At 39.7% G+C, this 19,333-nt stretch carries 15 protein-coding genes; 1 reads left to right on the top strand and 14 read right to left on the bottom strand.

Translation table 11 applies throughout. From position 1 onward, the window contains the following. Positions 1 to 65: 65 nt before the first annotated feature. Positions 66 to 953, bottom strand: a complete 888-nt coding sequence (locus tag DOK79_RS14455) for a 6-phosphofructokinase (protein ID WP_206857170.1) — start codon at positions 951 to 953, stop codon at positions 66 to 68. A gap of 529 nt (positions 954 to 1,482) precedes the next feature. Beyond that, positions 1,483 to 1,743 carry a PqqD family peptide modification chaperone gene (locus DOK79_RS14460; protein WP_206857169.1) on the bottom strand — a complete coding sequence of 87 codons (261 nt, stop codon included), beginning with the start codon at positions 1,741 to 1,743 and terminating at the stop codon, positions 1,483 to 1,485. Positions 1,744 to 2,776: 1,033 nt separating this feature from the next. Between DOK79_RS14460 and DOK79_RS14465 the strand changes: the two genes are divergently transcribed. Then, positions 2,777 to 3,235: a helix-turn-helix domain-containing protein gene (locus DOK79_RS14465; RefSeq protein WP_206857168.1), complete on the top strand. Its 459-nt coding sequence runs from the start codon at positions 2,777 to 2,779 to the stop codon at positions 3,233 to 3,235. Positions 3,236 to 3,281: 46 nt separating this feature from the next. Here the strand turns inward: DOK79_RS14465 and DOK79_RS14470 are convergent, their stop codons facing one another. From DOK79_RS14470 to DOK79_RS14525, 12 genes are all read right to left on the bottom strand, one after another. Continuing rightward, positions 3,282 to 4,133 carry a GRP family sugar transporter gene (locus tag DOK79_RS14470; protein WP_206857163.1) on the bottom strand — a complete coding sequence of 284 codons (852 nt, stop codon included), beginning with the start codon at positions 4,131 to 4,133 and terminating at the stop codon, positions 3,282 to 3,284. Positions 4,134 to 4,143: 10 nt separating this feature from the next. Beyond that, complete coding sequence (locus tag DOK79_RS14475; protein WP_206857162.1) at positions 4,144 to 4,929, bottom strand: glucose-1-dehydrogenase; 786 nt, start codon at positions 4,927 to 4,929, stop codon at positions 4,144 to 4,146. 192 nt (positions 4,930 to 5,121) lie between these two features. Next, entirely contained in the window at positions 5,122 to 6,066 is a 945-nt protein-coding gene (gene ribF / locus DOK79_RS14480; RefSeq protein WP_206857160.1) for a riboflavin biosynthesis protein RibF, read from the bottom strand. Between the two features lie 7 nt (positions 6,067 to 6,073). Then, the gene (gene truB, locus DOK79_RS14485) at positions 6,074 to 6,997 is read right to left on the bottom strand and encodes a tRNA pseudouridine(55) synthase TruB (RefSeq protein WP_206857158.1); all 924 of its coding nucleotides are present in this window, start codon (positions 6,995 to 6,997) and stop codon (positions 6,074 to 6,076) included. A gap of 512 nt (positions 6,998 to 7,509) precedes the next feature. Then, positions 7,510 to 7,857, bottom strand: a complete 348-nt coding sequence (gene rbfA / locus DOK79_RS14490) for a 30S ribosome-binding factor RbfA (protein ID WP_010735198.1) — start codon at positions 7,855 to 7,857, stop codon at positions 7,510 to 7,512. A gap of 24 nt (positions 7,858 to 7,881) precedes the next feature. Further along, positions 7,882 to 10,284 carry a translation initiation factor IF-2 gene (infB, locus tag DOK79_RS14495; protein WP_206857157.1) on the bottom strand — a complete coding sequence of 801 codons (2,403 nt, stop codon included), beginning with the start codon at positions 10,282 to 10,284 and terminating at the stop codon, positions 7,882 to 7,884. 12 nt (positions 10,285 to 10,296) lie between these two features. Further along, positions 10,297 to 10,608: a YlxQ-related RNA-binding protein gene (locus DOK79_RS14500; protein ID WP_206857152.1), complete on the bottom strand. Its 312-nt coding sequence runs from the start codon at positions 10,606 to 10,608 to the stop codon at positions 10,297 to 10,299. Next, positions 10,605 to 10,898, bottom strand: coding sequence for an RNase P modulator RnpM (gene rnpM / locus DOK79_RS14505; RefSeq protein WP_086283647.1), 294 nt, complete (start codon positions 10,896 to 10,898; stop codon positions 10,605 to 10,607). The genes DOK79_RS14500 and rnpM overlap by 4 nt, the downstream gene beginning before the upstream one ends. 23 nt (positions 10,899 to 10,921) lie before the next feature. Beyond that, a complete protein-coding gene (gene nusA / locus DOK79_RS14510) occupies positions 10,922 to 12,109 on the bottom strand; it encodes a transcription termination factor NusA (protein WP_206857151.1) in 1,188 nt (395 codons plus the stop codon). Positions 12,110 to 12,131: 22 nt separating this feature from the next. Next, positions 12,132 to 12,605, bottom strand: a complete 474-nt coding sequence (rimP, locus tag DOK79_RS14515; protein WP_010735193.1) for a ribosome maturation factor RimP — start codon at positions 12,603 to 12,605, stop codon at positions 12,132 to 12,134. Positions 12,606 to 12,810: 205 nt separating this feature from the next. Further along, entirely contained in the window at positions 12,811 to 17,163 is a 4,353-nt protein-coding gene (locus tag DOK79_RS14520; protein ID WP_206857149.1) for a PolC-type DNA polymerase III, read from the bottom strand. A 410-nt stretch (positions 17,164 to 17,573) separates the two neighbouring features. Next, positions 17,574 to 19,283 carry a proline--tRNA ligase gene (locus tag DOK79_RS14525; RefSeq protein WP_206857148.1) on the bottom strand — a complete coding sequence of 570 codons (1,710 nt, stop codon included), beginning with the start codon at positions 19,281 to 19,283 and terminating at the stop codon, positions 17,574 to 17,576. Positions 19,284 to 19,333: the final 50 nt, after the last annotated feature.

The following is a 19,333-nucleotide window of genomic DNA, read 5'->3' on the forward strand; positions in this document are numbered from 1 at the left end:
CATTTAGCACTAAAAGATTTGGTTCATCATAAATTAGATATCTTGTGAGGAAGGTATTACACTGTTTATTTCGCGATTTGTTTCTCCGTATTTTTATCATAGAGAGATTGTTCAAGCAACACTTTCCCATTCGAGAAATATAGTTCTGCATCCAAACACCCATCATCTAGCAAGTGAGTTACCGCGTGTCCCAACTTGATCACAGCAATCCGATCAAAAGCAGTGACCATCGACTGGCCAATCGCTAAATTGTCTAAAACAATGCTTCGATAGTCTGATAAGGCGGGGCAAAATGTTGCAACAAAAGATTCGATCGAACTAACTGAGCGGTTCAGTAAAAAGTACATAGGATGACTGCTCATATGTTTCAACAGATATTTTTTATTCGTCGTTAGATCAAATTCACTGGCAATACAAACATCGATTTCATTCGTCAAAGATAGTTCTCTCGTTACTTTCCCACTGTGAGTATCATCAATTTGGATAAACGTCACTTTTTGGTGAGAATGTCCGGTATCGACGATTCGATCAATCACTTTCGTCACTCCGTTGATAAATGTATCCGAGCCTACTGTATAGTCACCACTCGGATAGTCCAAATAGTTTGAGACTGGCACAGTGATTACTGGAAATCCATGATTGCGTAGTTCATTTGCAAACTCAACACTCGTAGTACCACCTAAGACGATCAAGCAATCGTAGCTATCTTTTTTTAATGATTGTATAAACTCATACTTTGCTTGATTAGTTACCATACTCAAATACGAACAATCAAACAAATGCCAGTTGTTGGCATTTCGACCCAACTTTGTTTCTATCACTTGTTCTTCGGTGTAACTAATTGCTAGCAATTCGATTTCTTGTTCAGGGGCAGCTAGTGCAATCTGTTCTACCAACCGTTCTGCTCCTTTTACATATCCTTCTATCGATAAAATCCCAACTTTTTTCGCCATATCCGTCTTCTCCTCACTAGACTTGTTCATTGATTTTGAGTACCAATCCTTTTTAATAAAATACGCATCTTTTTTTCAATTATCGTCTAAATGGTTACGATCGTGATGCACAGATATGCACTATCGATGTAACCGATATCATTTATATGATAAAAAATGAATGGATGTGACTAGATACTTCGATCCATCTCCCGAAAAGCCATTTTTTCTCGCTATTTCTATTTAAGTAAAATATACCATATTTATTCCAATATAGCATAGAGGTTTTTCAAATGACAGAAAAAAGCACAGGGATATCCTATTTCTATCATCTTCAAACCTGTTTTTCACTTCTATCAAAATGAAAAAAGACCGCAAGTTTGACTTGCGATCGATGGATAGGATATTATTCTATTTTCGTTCGATAACTCAAAATTAAACAGCTTTAAGCTTTTTGCAAGATCTTCTATACCAGAAAATATGTCAGGATATCAAAAAGTAGAGCTGTTTGATGTTGAATTATCAAACATGCAACAATGTATTTAAACCTTCACTTCACTATGATTGCTCGGTTTAATAGATCCGCTAAAAAATTCTCAATAAATAAATCGGATACTTCTTTTGTATACTCATTCATTTGCTTGAATTTTTCTTTCACTTTTTCTTTGATCTCTGTGAGGGTCTGTTCTTTCTTTAGAAGCTCGAAAATATAGGTCGTTACTTCATTTTCCAATAGAAGGATTCCGTCATCTGCTGATAAATAAATTGTTTTACCTAGTTTTTCATAAGCGATTGCTTTGCTTAACTTCATTGGTTTCTCTCCTTGTATCTAGCTATTCGAATACAATAAAATTTCTCTACTTGAACGGAACGATAATCATCTCTCACCCTTGCATTTATATTTCAAAGACAACAGTATCCTTATTCTAATTGGGTGATTGATTCCTGTATTTACTTTGATTTTAAACATTTAAAAGCGAATAGATAGTTTCTTTCAATTCAAAACGTTATGTAAAATGTATGAATTATTGTATTGAAAAACTATATCATTCTGATTTAAGCCTTGACATCGTTGATTTATTCAATCGATTACTGCGAGACAAACCATAGACGAAGTAATTTGCCTCGCAGATAAGGGAATTTTTAGGAAACTAAAGTTAGTCTATATAAAAAAGGGGAGTTTTTTAGTGTGCTAACTTTGTTTTCTAGAATAAAAAAGAACGGTGTAAGCTTTGTTTTATCTATGAAGCATCTATATCAATTGTATAACATCAATTCGTAATATAGAGTCATTCATCCTTCATAGATAGATTCCTTCTTGTTGACTAACTATCACTTTCCTCCTTTCCATCAATTAGGAAAAAATCATCTCTTTTTTCCTAACTTTAGTATAACGTTATTAATATAAAAGTCAATATATTTGTTAGGAAAATGTAGGAACTCAAACATAATTTTCCTACATGTTTCATCTTTTCTAATCTGAGGAAATTTAAGAGTCTGCTGATTTTCCTAATTAGACTTCAGCTATTTTTGAAAGAACATGTATACTGTGCTTTAATTTGTACAATTTTTCGAAATAAATTGATAGTTGATGATTTACTTGGTATTTTTATTTATTGATAACTATTTGAAAATATAGGAAAACATAACAATAATCTTCAAAACGTATGGTCTTCATACTTTATTTTGAGTATAATAACATGAAAGATGTCCTTGATTTCTTTTTCAGCTATTTTTATTGATTATATATAATCGATTGTCAATTAGTTTCACAAATCATTGATCTAAATTTACTTAGTAATAGTTATTTTTAATATACAATAAAAGTGAAAGAAGGAAAAAAGATGGGCCCGTATTATTCAGTTAACCAACTTGCCGAGCTACTCGGAGTAACGACTCGATCTGTGCGCAATTATTTGCGTGAAGGCAAACTTCATGGAACAAAAGTTGGAGGAAAATGGCGATTTTCTGAAGAAGATCTGTCAGATTTTCTTCAATTCTCTTTCAAAACGAAACCTAGCTTTGATGGTAGCGATCGAGTAATAGAAAGTGCCGTTGTCCTTAAATTCTATCTTCAGTACGAATCATTAGAGTCTTTGCATCAATTTCGCGATCGGATGATCAGCTATCATCAAGATGTTTATTCAAATAAAGAAGATCGTTACTTCTTTTATAATGTCTTGGATGATGAATGCGTGGAATTTATTATCAGTGGTAATTTTAATTATGTTCAAAGTTTTGGTGCCTGGTTCAACGAAGCTGTTTTAAAACAAACAGATATCTGGTTGAGTACACCAAAATAAAACATAGTAAGACATTTTATTTCTCAATGTCTTACTATGTTTTTTTCTATATCAACACGGTGATCATGCTTCCTCCGACGATCAAGGCTAATCCGATCAACGTGTATTTCAATTCTTTTTTACTTTTCTTTTCATGTAAAATGACCATACCACCTAGTGTAGAAATTACCACATTCATTTGTGTAATGATGTATGCAGTCGCCACCCCATTGGCGTTTGCAGAAAATATATAAGCAAATGCGGCTAAACTAAAAATGACGCCGACGATCGTTGCTTTCCAACTCTTATCGTCTCCATACGCTTTAGGTTGTTTCAAGACGACGTAGATGGCTGCTGCTAAGAACACACCTAACATTTGTGGAAAGAAGATTGCTACCCCGTCTGCATCGACTAATTTAGGTAATGCACTATATACCCAATAACCGATACTCGTAGAGGCAAGAATCGAAATGCCTTTCGTTATTCCACCTTGTTTGCTTCCTCCATCGGTGATTGCTGTCAATGCCGAGCCAATCACTAGTAAGACGATCGCCGCACCTCCGATGATTTTCCCTGTTGTCCCTGACCATTCACCAAAAGCGAAAACACCGATCAAAGAGGTTCCAACAAGTTGCATCGCAGTCGAAATTGGCATTGTTTTTGAAACACCGATCAAATTGAATGTGGTGTACTGGCCGATTTGTCCAATGACCCAAAATGATCCCGATAAAAGACTGATCAAAAACGTGGAAATTGAAATACCACCTGGTGACATCACCAATTGAACAATCAGGCCAACTAACAATGCCCCTATCCCTGTACCTAATATTTCATTTGTGGGACGCCCACCAATTTTTTTCAAAACAAGCGGTTGGATTCCCCAACCAATCGCTGGTATTAATGCAATCAAGATTCCCATTGATCAATCCCTACCCTTTCCCACCTTGAAATGAAGGATAAAGCGTCATACCACCATCTACAAATAGTGTGATACCTGTGACGTAGCTTGATTCATCCGAAGCCAACCAGGCAGCGGCAGCCGCAACTTCATTTGGTTTTCCGATGCGTTCCATGGGAATCATGCTTTCTGTTGTCGCTTTTTGTTCTGGATCATCAAATTTTTCGGCATTGATCGGTGTTTTGATTGCTCCCGGACCAATACTATTGATACGTATTCCTTCAGTGGCGTATTCCATCGCAACACTTTGAGTGAATAGTTTGACGCCACCTTTTGATGCAGCATAATGTGAAAAAGTTGGCCATGGGATTTGTTCATGGACGGATGAAAGATTGATGATATTGCCTTTTACATTGTGTTTCTTGAAGTAATTGATGGCCGCCTTTGTTCCTAAAAAGACGCCTGTCAAGTTGACTTGCATCACTGTTTCCCATTCTTCCAAGCTTAATTCATGTGTTGGCTTTTGGTTTTCAGTCCCGGCATTATTGACCCATACATCTAATTGGCCATAAGTTTCAATTGCTTGATCGATTAATGCTTGTACGCCCTCTTCTGTCCCTACGTCAGCTTTGACTGCTACAGCTTCTCCACCCGCTTGTTCAATCGTTTTGACCGCTTCTTCTGCCCCTTCAGCATCGGAATGATAGTTTACGACTACTCGCATCTTTTCTTCTCCAAATCGCTGAGAGATCGCTGTACCGATTCCTTTCGACCCACCTGTTACTACTGCTACTTTGTTTTCTAGTTCTTTATACATCACGGACATCCTTTCTTTATTTACGAAAATAACAAATGTTTTCATTTGTTTATAATCAGCTATAAAGACAGTGTACACTACGCAGTGTGGGGGAAAGCAAATCATACGCACCATGAAAATTGCATAATGATTTTCAAAACAAAAAAAGAGACTGTACGATCAGCCTCTTTCCATTTCAAAAACTTGATTCAATTACTTCGTCTGTTCAAAAAATTCAGCAGTTATTTGCTCATCTGCTCGCAATTGTTCGATCAAAGCTTCTGCGCCATCAAACTTCACTTGATCGCGAATAAATTCATGCCAGCGAATATAGACATGCTCGCCATAGATATCTTGGTCAAAATCTAAGATATACAATTCGACTGTCAATTCACGGCCATCACCGAATGTGTCGTTATGTCCGATTGATCCCATCGCTGGGTACCAAGTGTCACCAACCTTGATTTCACAAACATAGACACCTACTTTTGGTAAATGAACGGTACTTTTGACTTTGACATTGGCTGTTGGAAATCCTAGTAATCGACCACGGGCATCCCCATGAATAACTACCCCATCGATTTCATAATGATAGCCTAATAAGCTAGCAACAGTTGCAACATCTCCGGCGTCTAACTCTTCACGGATACGTGACGAGCTGATTTTTTCTCCTTCTTGCTGCTCTTTTGGTACAGTAACGACTTCAAAGCGACCTTTCGCATAACCAGGAAGATGAGGAACATCCGCAATCTCTTTCGGTCCGTAGGTATAATCAAAGCCAGAAACAGCATACTTGGCGTTTAGTCCTACGATGTACTGATCCACAAAATCTTGAGGAGCCAGATGAGCAAACGCAGAAGTAAATTCAATTTCGTAAAGATAATCGATACCAAGTTCTGCCATCTTTGCTTCTTTTTGTTCCAAGGTAGTCAAGTATTTAACGTCGCTTGGATTGATTTTTTTAAAGACGATTGACGGATGTTGATTGAATGTCATCAATGCCAATTTCAGACCCTCTTTTTGGGCAATCGTCCGACCTATTTCAATGACTTTCTGATGTCCTAAATGAACACCGTCAAAAAAACCTAAGATCAATACGACGTCTTCTTTCGGAATTTGAGTAGCTTGGTAAGGGTGTCTGATTTTGATGATTTCCATTTTTACATTAAACCTCATTTCTTAAAACTTTGCTTGGTTTCAACTTATTTTTTTCTTTTGGATTTGGTTGATAGATACTCACTACTTTTCCTTGATAAAAAAGCGCGATTTCTTCTGATGGCATCTCTGGCAGACCAAATACTTGGTAATCTAGGCGCATTCCATTTTTAACTTTTTGCCATACTGCCTCATTGATCTCAACCTGTTTGAATTTCGCCACGCCTGTTTCGATTGGCAGAAGATACTCTTCGATCGTTCCTGCTTCCATATAAGCGGCTACTTGAGCGAGCGTGATTGCTTGTGATTGATCCATCCCCGCACTTGCTGTTCTCGTCAAATCGGACATATGAGCAGGATAGCCTAATTTACTTCCTGTATCAACAGCTAACGTCCGGACATAAGTACCCTTGCCGCATTCTACTTTAAAGCGCCAAGAAATTGTACCTGTTTCCTTTGACCATACAAGCTCACTGGTTCGTTCAAACCGATAGATGTGTGCTGTTCGAACAGGGCGTTCCACTGTTTCGTTATTTCGTGCATATTCGTATAAACGGCGACCGTTGACTTTCACGGCAGAGTACATTGGCGGAATCTGTGTGATCTCACCGACAAAAGAAGCCATCGCTTCATCGATTTGGGCCTCTGTCAACGCTTCGACTACTGCTTGCTGTTCGACGATCTCTCCAGATTTATCTTCGGTGGTCGTACTATATCCAAGGGTGATCTCTCCTTGGTAGGTCTTCCCCGAATCCGTCAAGTATTCAATAACTTTAGTGGCTTTACCAATACAAATTGGAAGAACACCATCCACATCAGGGTCTAATGTTCCCCCATGTCCGATTTTTTTTGTATGTAAAATTTTTCGTAATTTGAATACACAATCGTGGCTAGTCATGCCTCGTTCTTTCCATAAAGGTAATAAGCCTTCCATTATCTGGTCTCCATTCTTTTAAGTATTAACTGAATTATTATAACACAAAGTAGTATAAACTGACGTGTTTGATCGATTAATGTACGATTATTTTGTTTTAGAAACATAAACGTAACAAAAGTTCACACTGTTGTAAATAGAAAGATGGTATTCTTTTGTAAAGGAGGGAGCACCTATGGAAAATCTTTTCTTTGCACCTTTTGATTGGTTATACGGGTGGTTAGCTGGTAAAAAGTAGGCTAACTTTCTGGTCGATCAATCTCTGATCAATGCTTTTAAATCGATGAAAGCTGTTTTCCCCAAAAACGGACAAAGCGGCAAAGTTCATCTACTAGCGATACAGCGAAAAAATTCGAAAATGATTCTTATTATTTTGGATTTTTCCGCTGTATTTCGTGTTTGTTTCTTTGATGATGGACTGACATCAATAATATATAAAAAGAGAGGACGGATACAGTGATCGTATCCGTCCTCTCTTGACTTACGAGACGAAAAAAGTGTTCGTTCGCTTCTTAATCTTTATTTAAATTACGCAATAATTCATCGATGTGATTACCATAAACAACAGATTCATCTAATTCAAACGTCAATTCAGGTGTTTTGTAAATGCTCATGTTATGTCCTAATTCCCGACGAATCAGACCACTTGCTTTATTCAACCCTTCTTGCGCTTTTTTCTTATCTGAAGCTAAGTCAGATAAAAGACTATAATAGATCGTCGCCTGCTGTAGATCACCTGTGACATGTACATCTGTGATCGTTACATTCTCCACGCGTGGATCACGTACTTTTTTGCGTAAGATATCATTCACTTCTTTTAAAATTTCTTGACCGACTCTGCGGTCACGATAGTTAGCCATAATGAGCGGCCTCCTTTTTTTAAATTAGTCTACTTTGACTTCTTCCATGATAAAGCCTTCGATAACATCGTCCACTTTAAGATCATTGAATTTCTCGATCATTGCACCACATTCAAAGCCCATTTTGACTTCTTTCACATCATCTTTGAAACGTTTCAAGCTTGCTAGTTGTCCTTCGTAAATAACGATACCATCACGAATCACACGCACACCGCTATCACGACGAATGTAACCATCTGTTACAAAGGCTCCCGCAATCGTTCCAACTTTTGATACTTTGAACGTTTCACGGACAGTCATTTGACCAGTGATTTTTTCTTCGAATTCAGGATCAAGCATCCCTTTCATCGCTGTTTCGATTTCTTCGATTGCTTTATAAATGATGCGGTGTAGACGGATATCTACTTCTTCCGTATCTGCTTGGATCTTCGCTTGAGGTGTTGGACGAACATTGAAACCAATGATGATCGCATTACTTGCCGCAGCAAGCGTTACATCACTTTCATTGATTGCTCCAACAGCAGAATGGACGATTTTGACACGTACGCCTTCTACATCGATTTTCTTCAATGAAGCAGCTAATGCTTCAGCAGAACCTTGTACGTCCGCTTTAATAATGACGTTGACTTCTTTCAGTTCGCCTTCTTTCAAGCTTTCGAATAGGTTGTCTAATGTCACACGGCTAGTTGCTGCACGTTGCTCTAACATCGCACGTTTGCCACGTTCTTCACCCGCTGCACGAGCTGTTTTCTCATCTTCAAAGACAACGAAACGATCGCCTGCTTGAGGTACATCATTCAAACCTGTGATCTCAACCGGTGTTGCTGGTCCAGCTGTTTTTTCACGGCGTCCTAAATCGTTGACCATCACACGTACACGACCGTAAGTGTTTCCGACAACGATTGGGTCACCGACGTTCAATGAACCTTGTTGAACAAGTAAAGTTGTCACAGGGCCTTTTCCTTTGTCTAATCGTGCTTCGATCACTGTACCGATCGCGCGTTGCGTTGGATCAGCTTTCAAGTCTTCCACTTCAGCAACTAGAAGGATCATTTCTAATAGTTCTTCGATATTTTGACCGAATTTCGCTGAGATCTCGACAAAGATCGTTTCGCCACCCCATGATTCAGGAATCAATTCATATTCACTTAATTCTTGCATCACGTGTTGCGGATTTGCTCCTGGTTTATCGATTTTGTTGACTGCTACGATGATTGGCACGCCGGCTGCTTTGGCGTGATTGATCGCCTCTACTGTTTGTGGCATTACACCGTCATCTGCTGCTACAACTAAGATCGTGATATCTGTGATACTTGCACCACGCGCACGCATACTTGTAAAGGCCGCGTGTCCTGGTGTATCTAAGAATGTGATCGGTTTGCCGTCGATATCGATTTGGTAAGCACCGATATGCTGCGTGATACCGCCTGCTTCTCCGCTTGTTACACGAGAATGACGTAACGTATCTAGTAAAGTTGTTTTCCCATGGTCAACGTGTCCCATGATCGTTACAACTGGCGGACGTGAAACTAATTTGTCTGGATCTACTTCGTCCGCTTCAAAGAATTTGTCGATATCCGCGATATCTACTTGGACTTTTTCTTGTGGTTCCATTCCGTAATCTGTTGCTAATAACTCGATCGTGTCTTTATCTAATGCTTGGTTTTGGTTGACCATTACACCTAACATAAATAATTTTTTGATGATCTCCGCTGGTTCACGGTGGATTTTCTTCGCGATATCTGCCACGTTCATGCCTTCTGTATATTCTAATACTTCAGGTAATTCACGGAATTTACGTGGTGGGACTGCTGGCTTGTTCGATGTTTGCTGTTTGCCTTTTTTCCCTTTTTTATTGAAACGATTGCGGTTATTATTGTTGAATTTTCCGCGATTGTTATTATTGTTTCTATTTTGTCCGCCGCCTTGGTTGTTTCCTTGACGGTTTTGGTTACTTCCCTGATTGTTACCTTGGGTAGTACCTTGGCGGTTTTGAGTGCTGCCTTGGTTGTTTCCTCGGCGATTTTGGTTGTTGCTTTGAGTATTCCCTTGACGGTTTTGAGTGTTTCCACCTGTCTGGTTACTCTTCTGATTTGTTGATTGGTTTTTTCCTTGATTCACTTGACCGCTCCCTTGACCGCGATCTTGATAGTTGCGGTTACTTTTATTTTTTTGTTGGTTCGATGGTTCGTTTGTTTTCTTTTGGTTACTTGGCTGCTGTCCGGCTGGTTTTTGGTTTGCTTTTTGTACTGGTTGCTTTTTCTGCTGTGGTTGGTTGAACGCTTGTTGCAGTTTCTTTTCGTCTTGTGTGCTGATCGCACCCATGTGATTTTTCACATCGATTCCAAGTTTCTGCGCTTTATCAACGACCTCTTTACTAGACTTATTCCATTCTTTCGCTAGTTCATAAATTCGTTTATTGCCCATGCAATCACCTTCCTAACCTTCAATTAGCTCCTTGACCCTTTTTGCAAAGCCGGCGTCAGTGATCCCTATCACTTTGCGAGGCTTGCCGATCATCTGAGTGATTTCTTCCTCAGAAAACAGCTCAAAGCAAGGAACTTCGTAATACGAACTCTTATCTTTGATTTTCTTTCTGGTATTCTCACTGGCATCACTTGCGACGAAAACGATCTTCGCTTTTTGGCGGCGGATCTCTCCAATCGTCAATTCTTCACCTGTGATCATTTTCCCTGCACGCATCGCTAATCCAATAAGATTCATGGCTTTTTGCCGATTGACTTGACTCATTCGCCAAATAGCTCTTTTCTGGCTTTTTGGTGTGTGACATAATCCAGCAGTTCTTGATAAAATTCATCTGTTAGCTTAGCTTCAAGTACACGATCCAAGAGATGTTTATCCCATGCTTGTTGTACTTCTTCCGGCTCAAGTGAGACATACGCTCCTCGTCCAGGCATTTTTCCAGTAGGATCGATCGATACCACGCCTTCTTTCGAGCGGGTGATACGGATCATCTCTTTTTTGGGTTTCATTTCACCTGAAACCACAGATTTGCGTAAAGGGATCTTCCTTTGTTTCATCTCTTTGCCTCCTTCACTGACAGTTAAATTTCTTCTTGATCTGTTTCTTCGATCGTTTCATCATTGAATGCAATCGTTTGGTATTCATCATCTGTCAAATCTGATTGGATGATAGCTTCATCATGTTGCTCTTCGGCTTCCACAGACACGCTTTGTGCTTGCGTCTCATAAAATTCAGCCATATCTGATTCTGATTTGATGTCGATTTTATGGTTCGTCAATTTTGCTGCTAGACGTGCATTTTGTCCACGTTTACCAATAGCTAGTGACAATTGGTAATCTGGTACTACGACTGTACAAGCTTTTGGATTTTGTTCGTCGAAAATGACATCAACGACTTGTGAAGGGTTCAATGCATTGGCAATGAATACCGCAGGATCTTCATCCCACTCAACGATATCCATGTTTTCGCCTTTCAACTCATTCACGATTGCTTGGACACGTTGCCCTTTAGGACCAACACAAGTACCGACAGCATCGATATTCGGATCAGTTGAACGAACAGCGACTTTTGAACGGTCACCCGCTTCTCTAGCTACGCTGACGATCTCAACAAGGCCATCATAAACTTCTGGCACTTCTTGTTCAAACAAGCGACGCAAAAGATCTGGATGACTACGGCTTACAAAGACTTGTGGGCCTTTTGAAGTATTCTCAACACGTGAGACGTATACTTTGATACGATCATGTGGTTGATAAAATTCATTTGGCATTTGGTCTTGTTTCGATAGTACCGCTTCGATTTTACCTAAATTGACGTAGATATAACGTTTGTCTTGACGTTCAACGATCCCTTGCATGATGTCTTTTTCATATGCACTGAATTCGTTATAGATGATCGTACGTTCCGCTTCACGCACACGTTGCAAGATCACTTGTTTCGCCGTTTGAGCAGCGATCCGACCAAAGTCTTTTGGTGTGACTTCAAAACGGATCTTATCACCGATTTCATAAGCAGGATTGATCAATAAGGCATCTTTTAATGATACTTCTAATTGTGAATCCATCACTTCTTCAGTGACTTCTTTCACGGCATAGACATGGATCTTACCTTTTTTTTGTTCAAATTCTACTTCCACGTTTTGTGCTTGCCCATAATGGCGTTTGTATGCAGAAACTAACGCAGCTTCTAAAGCGTCGATCACGATTTCTTTTGAGATTCCTTTTTCAGCCTCTAAAGCATCTAACGCGTTCAACATTTCTTTACTCATTTTTTCTGTTTCCTCTCCGTGATTAAAATTGGATTGCTAAGCGAGCTTTGGCAATATTCTTACGGTCAAAAACAATTTCTTTTTCCCGTGTCTTTATGCGTATCTTCAATGTAAGCTGTTCAGCATCAAATGATTGGAGAAATCCTTCATATTGTTTTTCTCCGTCAACTGGTTGATATAAAGACACATGGATATACTCTCCTCGTGCTTTTTCATAATCTGCCTCTTTTTTCAAAGGGCGTTCTGCGCCTGGAGATGATACCTCTAGGAAATATGCTTGTGGTATCGGGTCTGGCTCTGTCGTATCAAGCTTTTCACTTAATTTTTCGCTGACAAATGCACATTCTTCAATGTCGATTCCGCCTTCTTTATCTATAAACACTCGTAAAAACCAGCTTTTTCCTTCTTTGACAAATTCTACTTCCACCAGCTCAAACTTTTGTTCATCTAAGATCGGTGTCACCATTTCTGTGACTGTTTCAACGACGCTACTCAAAGATTTCGCCTCCTTAAAATTAGATCCGTAATTCCATTAAAAAGAGTGAGCGAAAATTCCGCTCACTCACAGTTAGTATCATTACCTTAAATAACTATAACATAAATCGCTCTAAATGACAAGCCATATCATTATAACCAACTTGCAACGAGCATTACTACTCTTTGCTTTCATTTTGATTCATTTTCATTTCTCGAATGGACTTTTATAACATATCAAATAACGATAATTGATTTTCGTCGGGTAAATCTTTCAAGACCCCATTTTCCGTCATGTACTCGATCAACGTTTTTGAAACTTTCCCGCGAGTTGCTAAGTCTTCTTTAGATAAGAAAGGACCATCTTTTCTTGCTTCAACGATTTGTTTCGCCACGTTAGTCCCCAAGCTCGGTACTGCGCGGAATGGCGCAATCAGTGTATCGCCTTCGATGACAAAGTTCACTGCATCCGATTTATACAGATCGATCATCCCGAATTTCAGATCACGTTCCAACATTTCATTTGCTAATTCAAGGACAGTCAATTGATTTTTCTCTTTGACAGAAGCATCAAGACCCTTATCCGTGATTTCTTTCATCGCCTCTTTGACGGCTTCTTTCCCTTTACACATCGCGACTAAATTAAAGTCATCCGCACGAACAGAGAAATACGCGCAGTAATACAAGATTGGGAAGTAAACTTTAAAGTAAGCGACACGCAGCGCCATCAAGACATAAGCGGCAGCATGGGCTTTCGGGAACATATACTTGATCTTTGAACAAGAATCGATGTACCAGTCAGGTACGTTATTTTCTTTCATGGCTGTCAAATATGTTTCTCGTAAATCATCAGGAATCTTATTCCATAATCCTTTACGCACCGTTTCCATAATTTTGAACGCCATACCGCTATCTAACCCAGCATGGATCAAATAAACCATGATGTCATCCCGACAGCCGATTACTTCAGCAAGTGTTGCATCGCCACGCTTGATTAGTTCTTCTGCATTTCCTAACCACACGTCAGTACCGTGAGAAAGACCAGATATCTGCAATAGTTCCGCAAAAGTGGTCGGATGCGTTTCTTCTAACATCCCTCGAACAAACCGTGTCCCAAATTCCGGTATACCTAAAGTACCCGTTTTAGAATAAATCTGTTCTTGTGTGACACCTAATACGTCAGGTCCGGAAAAGATCCGCATCACTTCTGGATCATCGGTTGGGATCGTTTGGGGATCGATCCCTGATAAATCTTGCAACATCCGGATCACTGTCGGATCATCGTGTCCCAGAATATCAAGTTTCAACACATTGTCATGGATCGAGTGGAAATCAAAGTGAGTCGTTTTCCATTCAGAATTTTGATCATCTGCCGGGTATTGGATCGGTGTAAAGTCATACACATCCATATAATCAGGGATAACGATGATCCCCCCCGGATGCTGACCGGTCGTCCGTTTGACCCCAGTCGCTCCTTTTGCTAAACGATCGACTTCGGCACTACGATAATGCAAATTATGATCTCGCTCAAACCCTTTAACGAAGCCATACGCCGTTTTATCCGCCACTGTACCGATTGTACCGGCACGATAAACGTATTCTTCCCCAAACAATACTTTTGTGTAATGATGGGCTTCTGCTTGGTAGTCTCCAGAGAAGTTCAAATCGATATCGGGTACTTTGTCACCATGGAAACCTAAGAATGTTTCAAAAGGAATATCATGCCCATCTTTATTTAAGCGAGCGCCACATTTCGGACATTTTTTCTCAGGCATATCAAAGCCAGAACCGTATGTTCCGTCTTCATAAAATTCAGAATACTGACAATCTGGACAGTAGTAATGTGGTGCCAATGGATTGACCTCAGTGATCCCTGTCATCGTTGCAACGAAACTCGAACCGACGGAACCACGAGAACCAACTAAATACCCGTCTTCATTACTTTTATGCACTAACTTTTGAGAAATCAAATAAATCACGGAGAACCCATTTCCGTTGATTGAATCCAGTTCTTTTTTCAAGCGTTTTTCTACAATATCTGGCAATGGATCGCCATATAATTGTTTTGCTTTTGTATAACTTAGTTCAGTGATCTCATCTTCTGAACCAGGAATTTTCGGCGTATACAGCTCGTCTTTGACTGGCACGACTTCTTCACAGATATCCGCAATCTTATTGGTGTTTTCAACAACGATTTCTTTGGCTAGGTCTGTTCCTAAGAAAGTGAAGGCAGTTAGCATTTCATCCGTCGTTCTAAAATGAACTTCAGGCAAGCTATGACGATTCAAAGGATTCGCCCCACCCATCGAGTTGACCAAGATTTTACGGTAAATCGCATCTTCTTCATTTAAATAGTGCACGTTACCTGTCGCAACAACGATCTTGTCTAACGATTTGCCGATTTCTACTAAATTACGGATGATTTCTTCTAAATCATGTTCATTTTTGACAAGTTCTTGTTCTAACAATGGTGCATAAACAGCTTTAGGCATGACCTCGATGTAGTCATAGAATTTCGCCCGATTACGGGCTTCTTCCACACCTTTTTGCATCATGGCTTCAAAAATCTCGCCTTTGTCACAAGCAGATCCAACTAATAGATCTTGTCGGAATTTCTTCAACTGTGACCGAGGGATTCGCGGCACACGTTCAAAATAATCGACATTGGACATCGAGATCAATTTGAACAAGTCTTTCAACCCGGCTTGATTTTTCGCCAGTAACGTCACATGGAATGGTCGAGCACGCTTGTAAGAATCACCCTCACCGACATGCGCATTTAACTGGTCATGATAATACATCTCATGATTTTCCATCGCTTCTTTGATAAATATCCATGCAAGATGCCCAGTTGCTTCCGCATCATAGATCGCACGGTGATGCTGTTCCAAGCTAACGCCGAATTTTTTCGATAGCACACCTAAACCGAATCGTTTGAATTGTGGATATAAATATCGAGCTAATTCTAGTGTATCGATGACTGGATTCGCTGCTTCTGGGATATTGTATTTCGCATAACTTGTGTTCAAGAACCCCATATCGAAGGAAGCATTATGGGCAACTAGGATTGCGTCTTTTGAAAATTCTAAGAACAACCGTAAAACTTCTTCTTCTGATTTTGAGCCACGAACCATTTCATCTGTGATTCCCGTCAAATCAATCGTCGTTCGTGATAAAGGATGTCCTGGATCGATGAACTCGTCAAAACTTTCAATGACATTTCCTTTGTACATTTTAACGGCGGCTAACTCGATGATCGTATCATAAACAGCGGATAAACCAGTGGTCTCCACGTCAAACACAACATAAGTGGATTCACTTAATGAATCATGGGCATCATTGTAAGCAATCGGTACACCATCATCCACGACATTCGCTTCGACCCCATACAAAATTTTGACGCCAGCTTTTTTACCTGCACTATGCGCTTCTGGAAAAGCCTGTGCTCCGCCATGGTCCGTGATAGCGATCGCTTTATGTCCCCACTTACCCGCTTGAGCAACAAGATCTGCGACACTATTCGTCGCATCCATCGTACTCATGTTGCTATGAAGATGCAACTCAACACGTTTTTCATCTTCAGGAGAATAATCTTTACGTGGCGCATGTTTAACTTCTAAAATATCTTGGGCATTCATCACAAGGTCACGGACAAACGTATCTTCTTGGACACTTCCGCGAACCTTCAACCAATTGCCCGTACTGATAGCTTCAAAGATTTGTTCATCTTTTTCATTGTTTGAAAACTTTTTGACGATAAACGAAGAAGTGTAGTCTGTGATCTTCAATGTCAAAATCTTACGTTTCGAACGAAGCTCACGCACTTCTTTATCAAAAACGTAACCCTCGATGGTTACTCGACGTTCTTCTTCCAAAATATTGATCATCGGTGTGATTGGCTCATCATTTGGAATATTTCTACCTAGTTGGATTGGGCCATCAAGCGTTGGCAACTGCTCTTTGCGCTCTTTTTTCTTTTGTTCATGGACAATCAAACTTTCAGCAGCTTGTTTCATAAATGCTTCCGCTTGTTCTTGTCTTCTTTCTTCAAACAGCTTTAGCACTCTTTCTGCTTGCTGTTCATCGACTTCTGGTTCAATACGGAACTTAGGAAAGCCATAGCTGACAAACAACTGTTCCACTAATGGCAAGTATTGTTGTTTAAGATAACCAATAGCCCCTTCTCCATCCACCGGCAAAATCACCTTATGGTCTTTGATCGTCGGCACTTGTGTCTTTAGAACCTTTTGTACTAAAGGCGTATCGCATTGCTGACTCTCTAATGCTTGTGACCAATAATCTTGCAGAAGTTGCTCATCATACGATTGATCCTCCGCTTGGATCGTGATCTTCACCTCAGCGATCTCTTTAAATGCAAGCATGACATGTTGCATCAACGAGCGATAGATCATGACAGGTAAAATAGCTGGGAACCGTAAAGTAAATTCCCAAAGACGAGATTTACGATGGACGACCACACGTTCCATTTCACCAGCAGAAATAAGCGGATGTGATTTTTCTGTTTCTTCTAATTGGATCTGTTCCAATAACTTCTCAAATAACTCTCGTTTTTCTGACAAAAATATACGCCCTTTCTGTCAAGACCAGAAATCATTCCATTTCCGACCCTTACTTTTCAATACTAACTAGTATAACCCTTTTTGGAGAAATTTTCATCAAGGTTGTGAGAAAGCCGGTCAACTCCAAGTATTAAGGCAGAAATTGAGAAAATAGCTTTTCATATTTTTTCAATTTTTGACTTAATATTGAAGGAGTTGGCTTTCGAACACCGTTTATCATAGGTTGTGAAAGAAGCGTTCAGCGCTGAATAATAAGACAAGAAAATCGAAAATGGCTTTTTCATTTTTGATTTTTTTGGCTTATTATTGAAGTGCTGCTTCCTGAATACCGTCTCCCACAATCCACCAAAGGAAATGAAAAAGCCGCTTCCGTCTATTCACAGACCGATACGACTTTTTCATATTTATGCTTATTCGCCTTGATTCAATAAAATCGGTAAAGTGTTCACGAGTTCATCTTTACGAACTTCGACCATTTCACCTGTTTTCTTGATTTTTACTTCGACGATTCCGTCTACTGCTTTTTTACCGATCGTGATACGGATTGGACAACCAATCAAATCAGAATCAGCAAATTTTACACCGGCACGTTCGTTGCGGTCATCAACAAGTACTTGATAACCTGCTTCATTCATCGCTTTTTCCACTTCATTCGTCAAATTCGTTTGGAATTCGTCTTTTAAGTTCATTTGTACGACATGTAGATCAAATGGTGCGATGCCTTTTGGCCAGTTAATGCCGTTTTCATCTGCATTTTGTTCAACGATCGCTGATAGCAAACGGCTTACACCGATACCATAGCAACCCATGATGACATGTTTCTCACGACCATTTTCATCAAGAACAGTGGCACCCATCGATTCACTGTAACGTGTACCTAGTTTGAAGATATGACCGATCTCGATTCCACGAGTAAATGCTAACACGCCATTATTGTCTGGTGAAGGATCGCCTTCTTGGACAAAGCGTAAGTCTTCGTAAGCTAACACGTTAAAATCACGTTCTGGATTGACGTTGATATAATGGTAGCCAGTTTCGTTCGCTCCAGCGATAGCATTTGCCAGATCTTGGACATGACGATCTGCATAGACTTTCACGTCTTCAGATACGCCGATCGGTCCAACTGAACCAAAATCAGCACCTAAATATTTTTTCGCTTCGTCTTCTGTTGCTTCTTCTAAGAAATCTGCGCCTAAGAAGTTTTTCAATTTTACATCGTTGACTTCATGGTCGCCTCGAACTAAAACTAAGACAGGTTGTTCATCCGCTGTGAACAAAACAGATTTGATGATCTTTTGTGGTTGAACATCAAAGAAAGCTGCCACCTCATCGATTGTTTTCACATTTGGTGTTTCTTTCTTTTCCATTTCCAATTGTGTTTCATGGGATTTTTTAGGTACATAATAACTTGTCGCCATTTCTAAGTTAGCGGCATAGTCACTTTCTGTTGAATAACAAATCGTGTCTTCACCGATTTCTGAGATCGCCATAAATTCTTTTGAGTCTTTTCCGCCCATGGCACCACCGTCACCGATGATCGCACGGAATTCCAAACCACAACGTTTGAAGATCTCTGTATATGCTTTCTCATAATCTTTGTACGTTTCATCCAAACTCTCTTGTGACGCATGGAAAGAATAAGCATCTTTCATAATAAACTCGCGACCACGTAATAGACCAAAACGAGGACGTTTCTCATCGCGATATTTTGCTTGGATCTGGTAAAGATTCAAAGGTAATTTTTTATATGAATTGACTTCGTCGCGAATCAACTCTGTAAATGTTTCTTCATGTGTTGGTCCTAAAATCATCTGACGATCGTTGCGATCTTTCAAACGATATAGGTTTGGGCCATATGTTTCATAACGACCAGATTCTTGCCATAATTCAGCTGGTAAAAGCGCAGGCATCAACATCTCCACTGCCCCGATTTTTTCGAATTCTTCGCGCATGATCGTTTTCAATTTTTCTAACACACGATTCGCAAGTGGTAAATAAGAATAGATCCCAGCTGATACCTGACGGATATAGCCAGCACGTAATAAGATTTGATGACTTAATACTTCTGCATCGTTTGGAACCTCTCTTAATGTTGGGATCAACATTTTTGATTGTCTCATTATATATAAACTCCTTTATTCCTCAAATAATCTAACGCATGTCATTATAC

It is taken from the genome of Enterococcus sp. DIV1094, from assembly GCF_017316305.2.
Lineage (GTDB): Bacteria > Bacillota > Bacilli > Lactobacillales > Enterococcaceae > Enterococcus_B > Enterococcus_B mangumiae.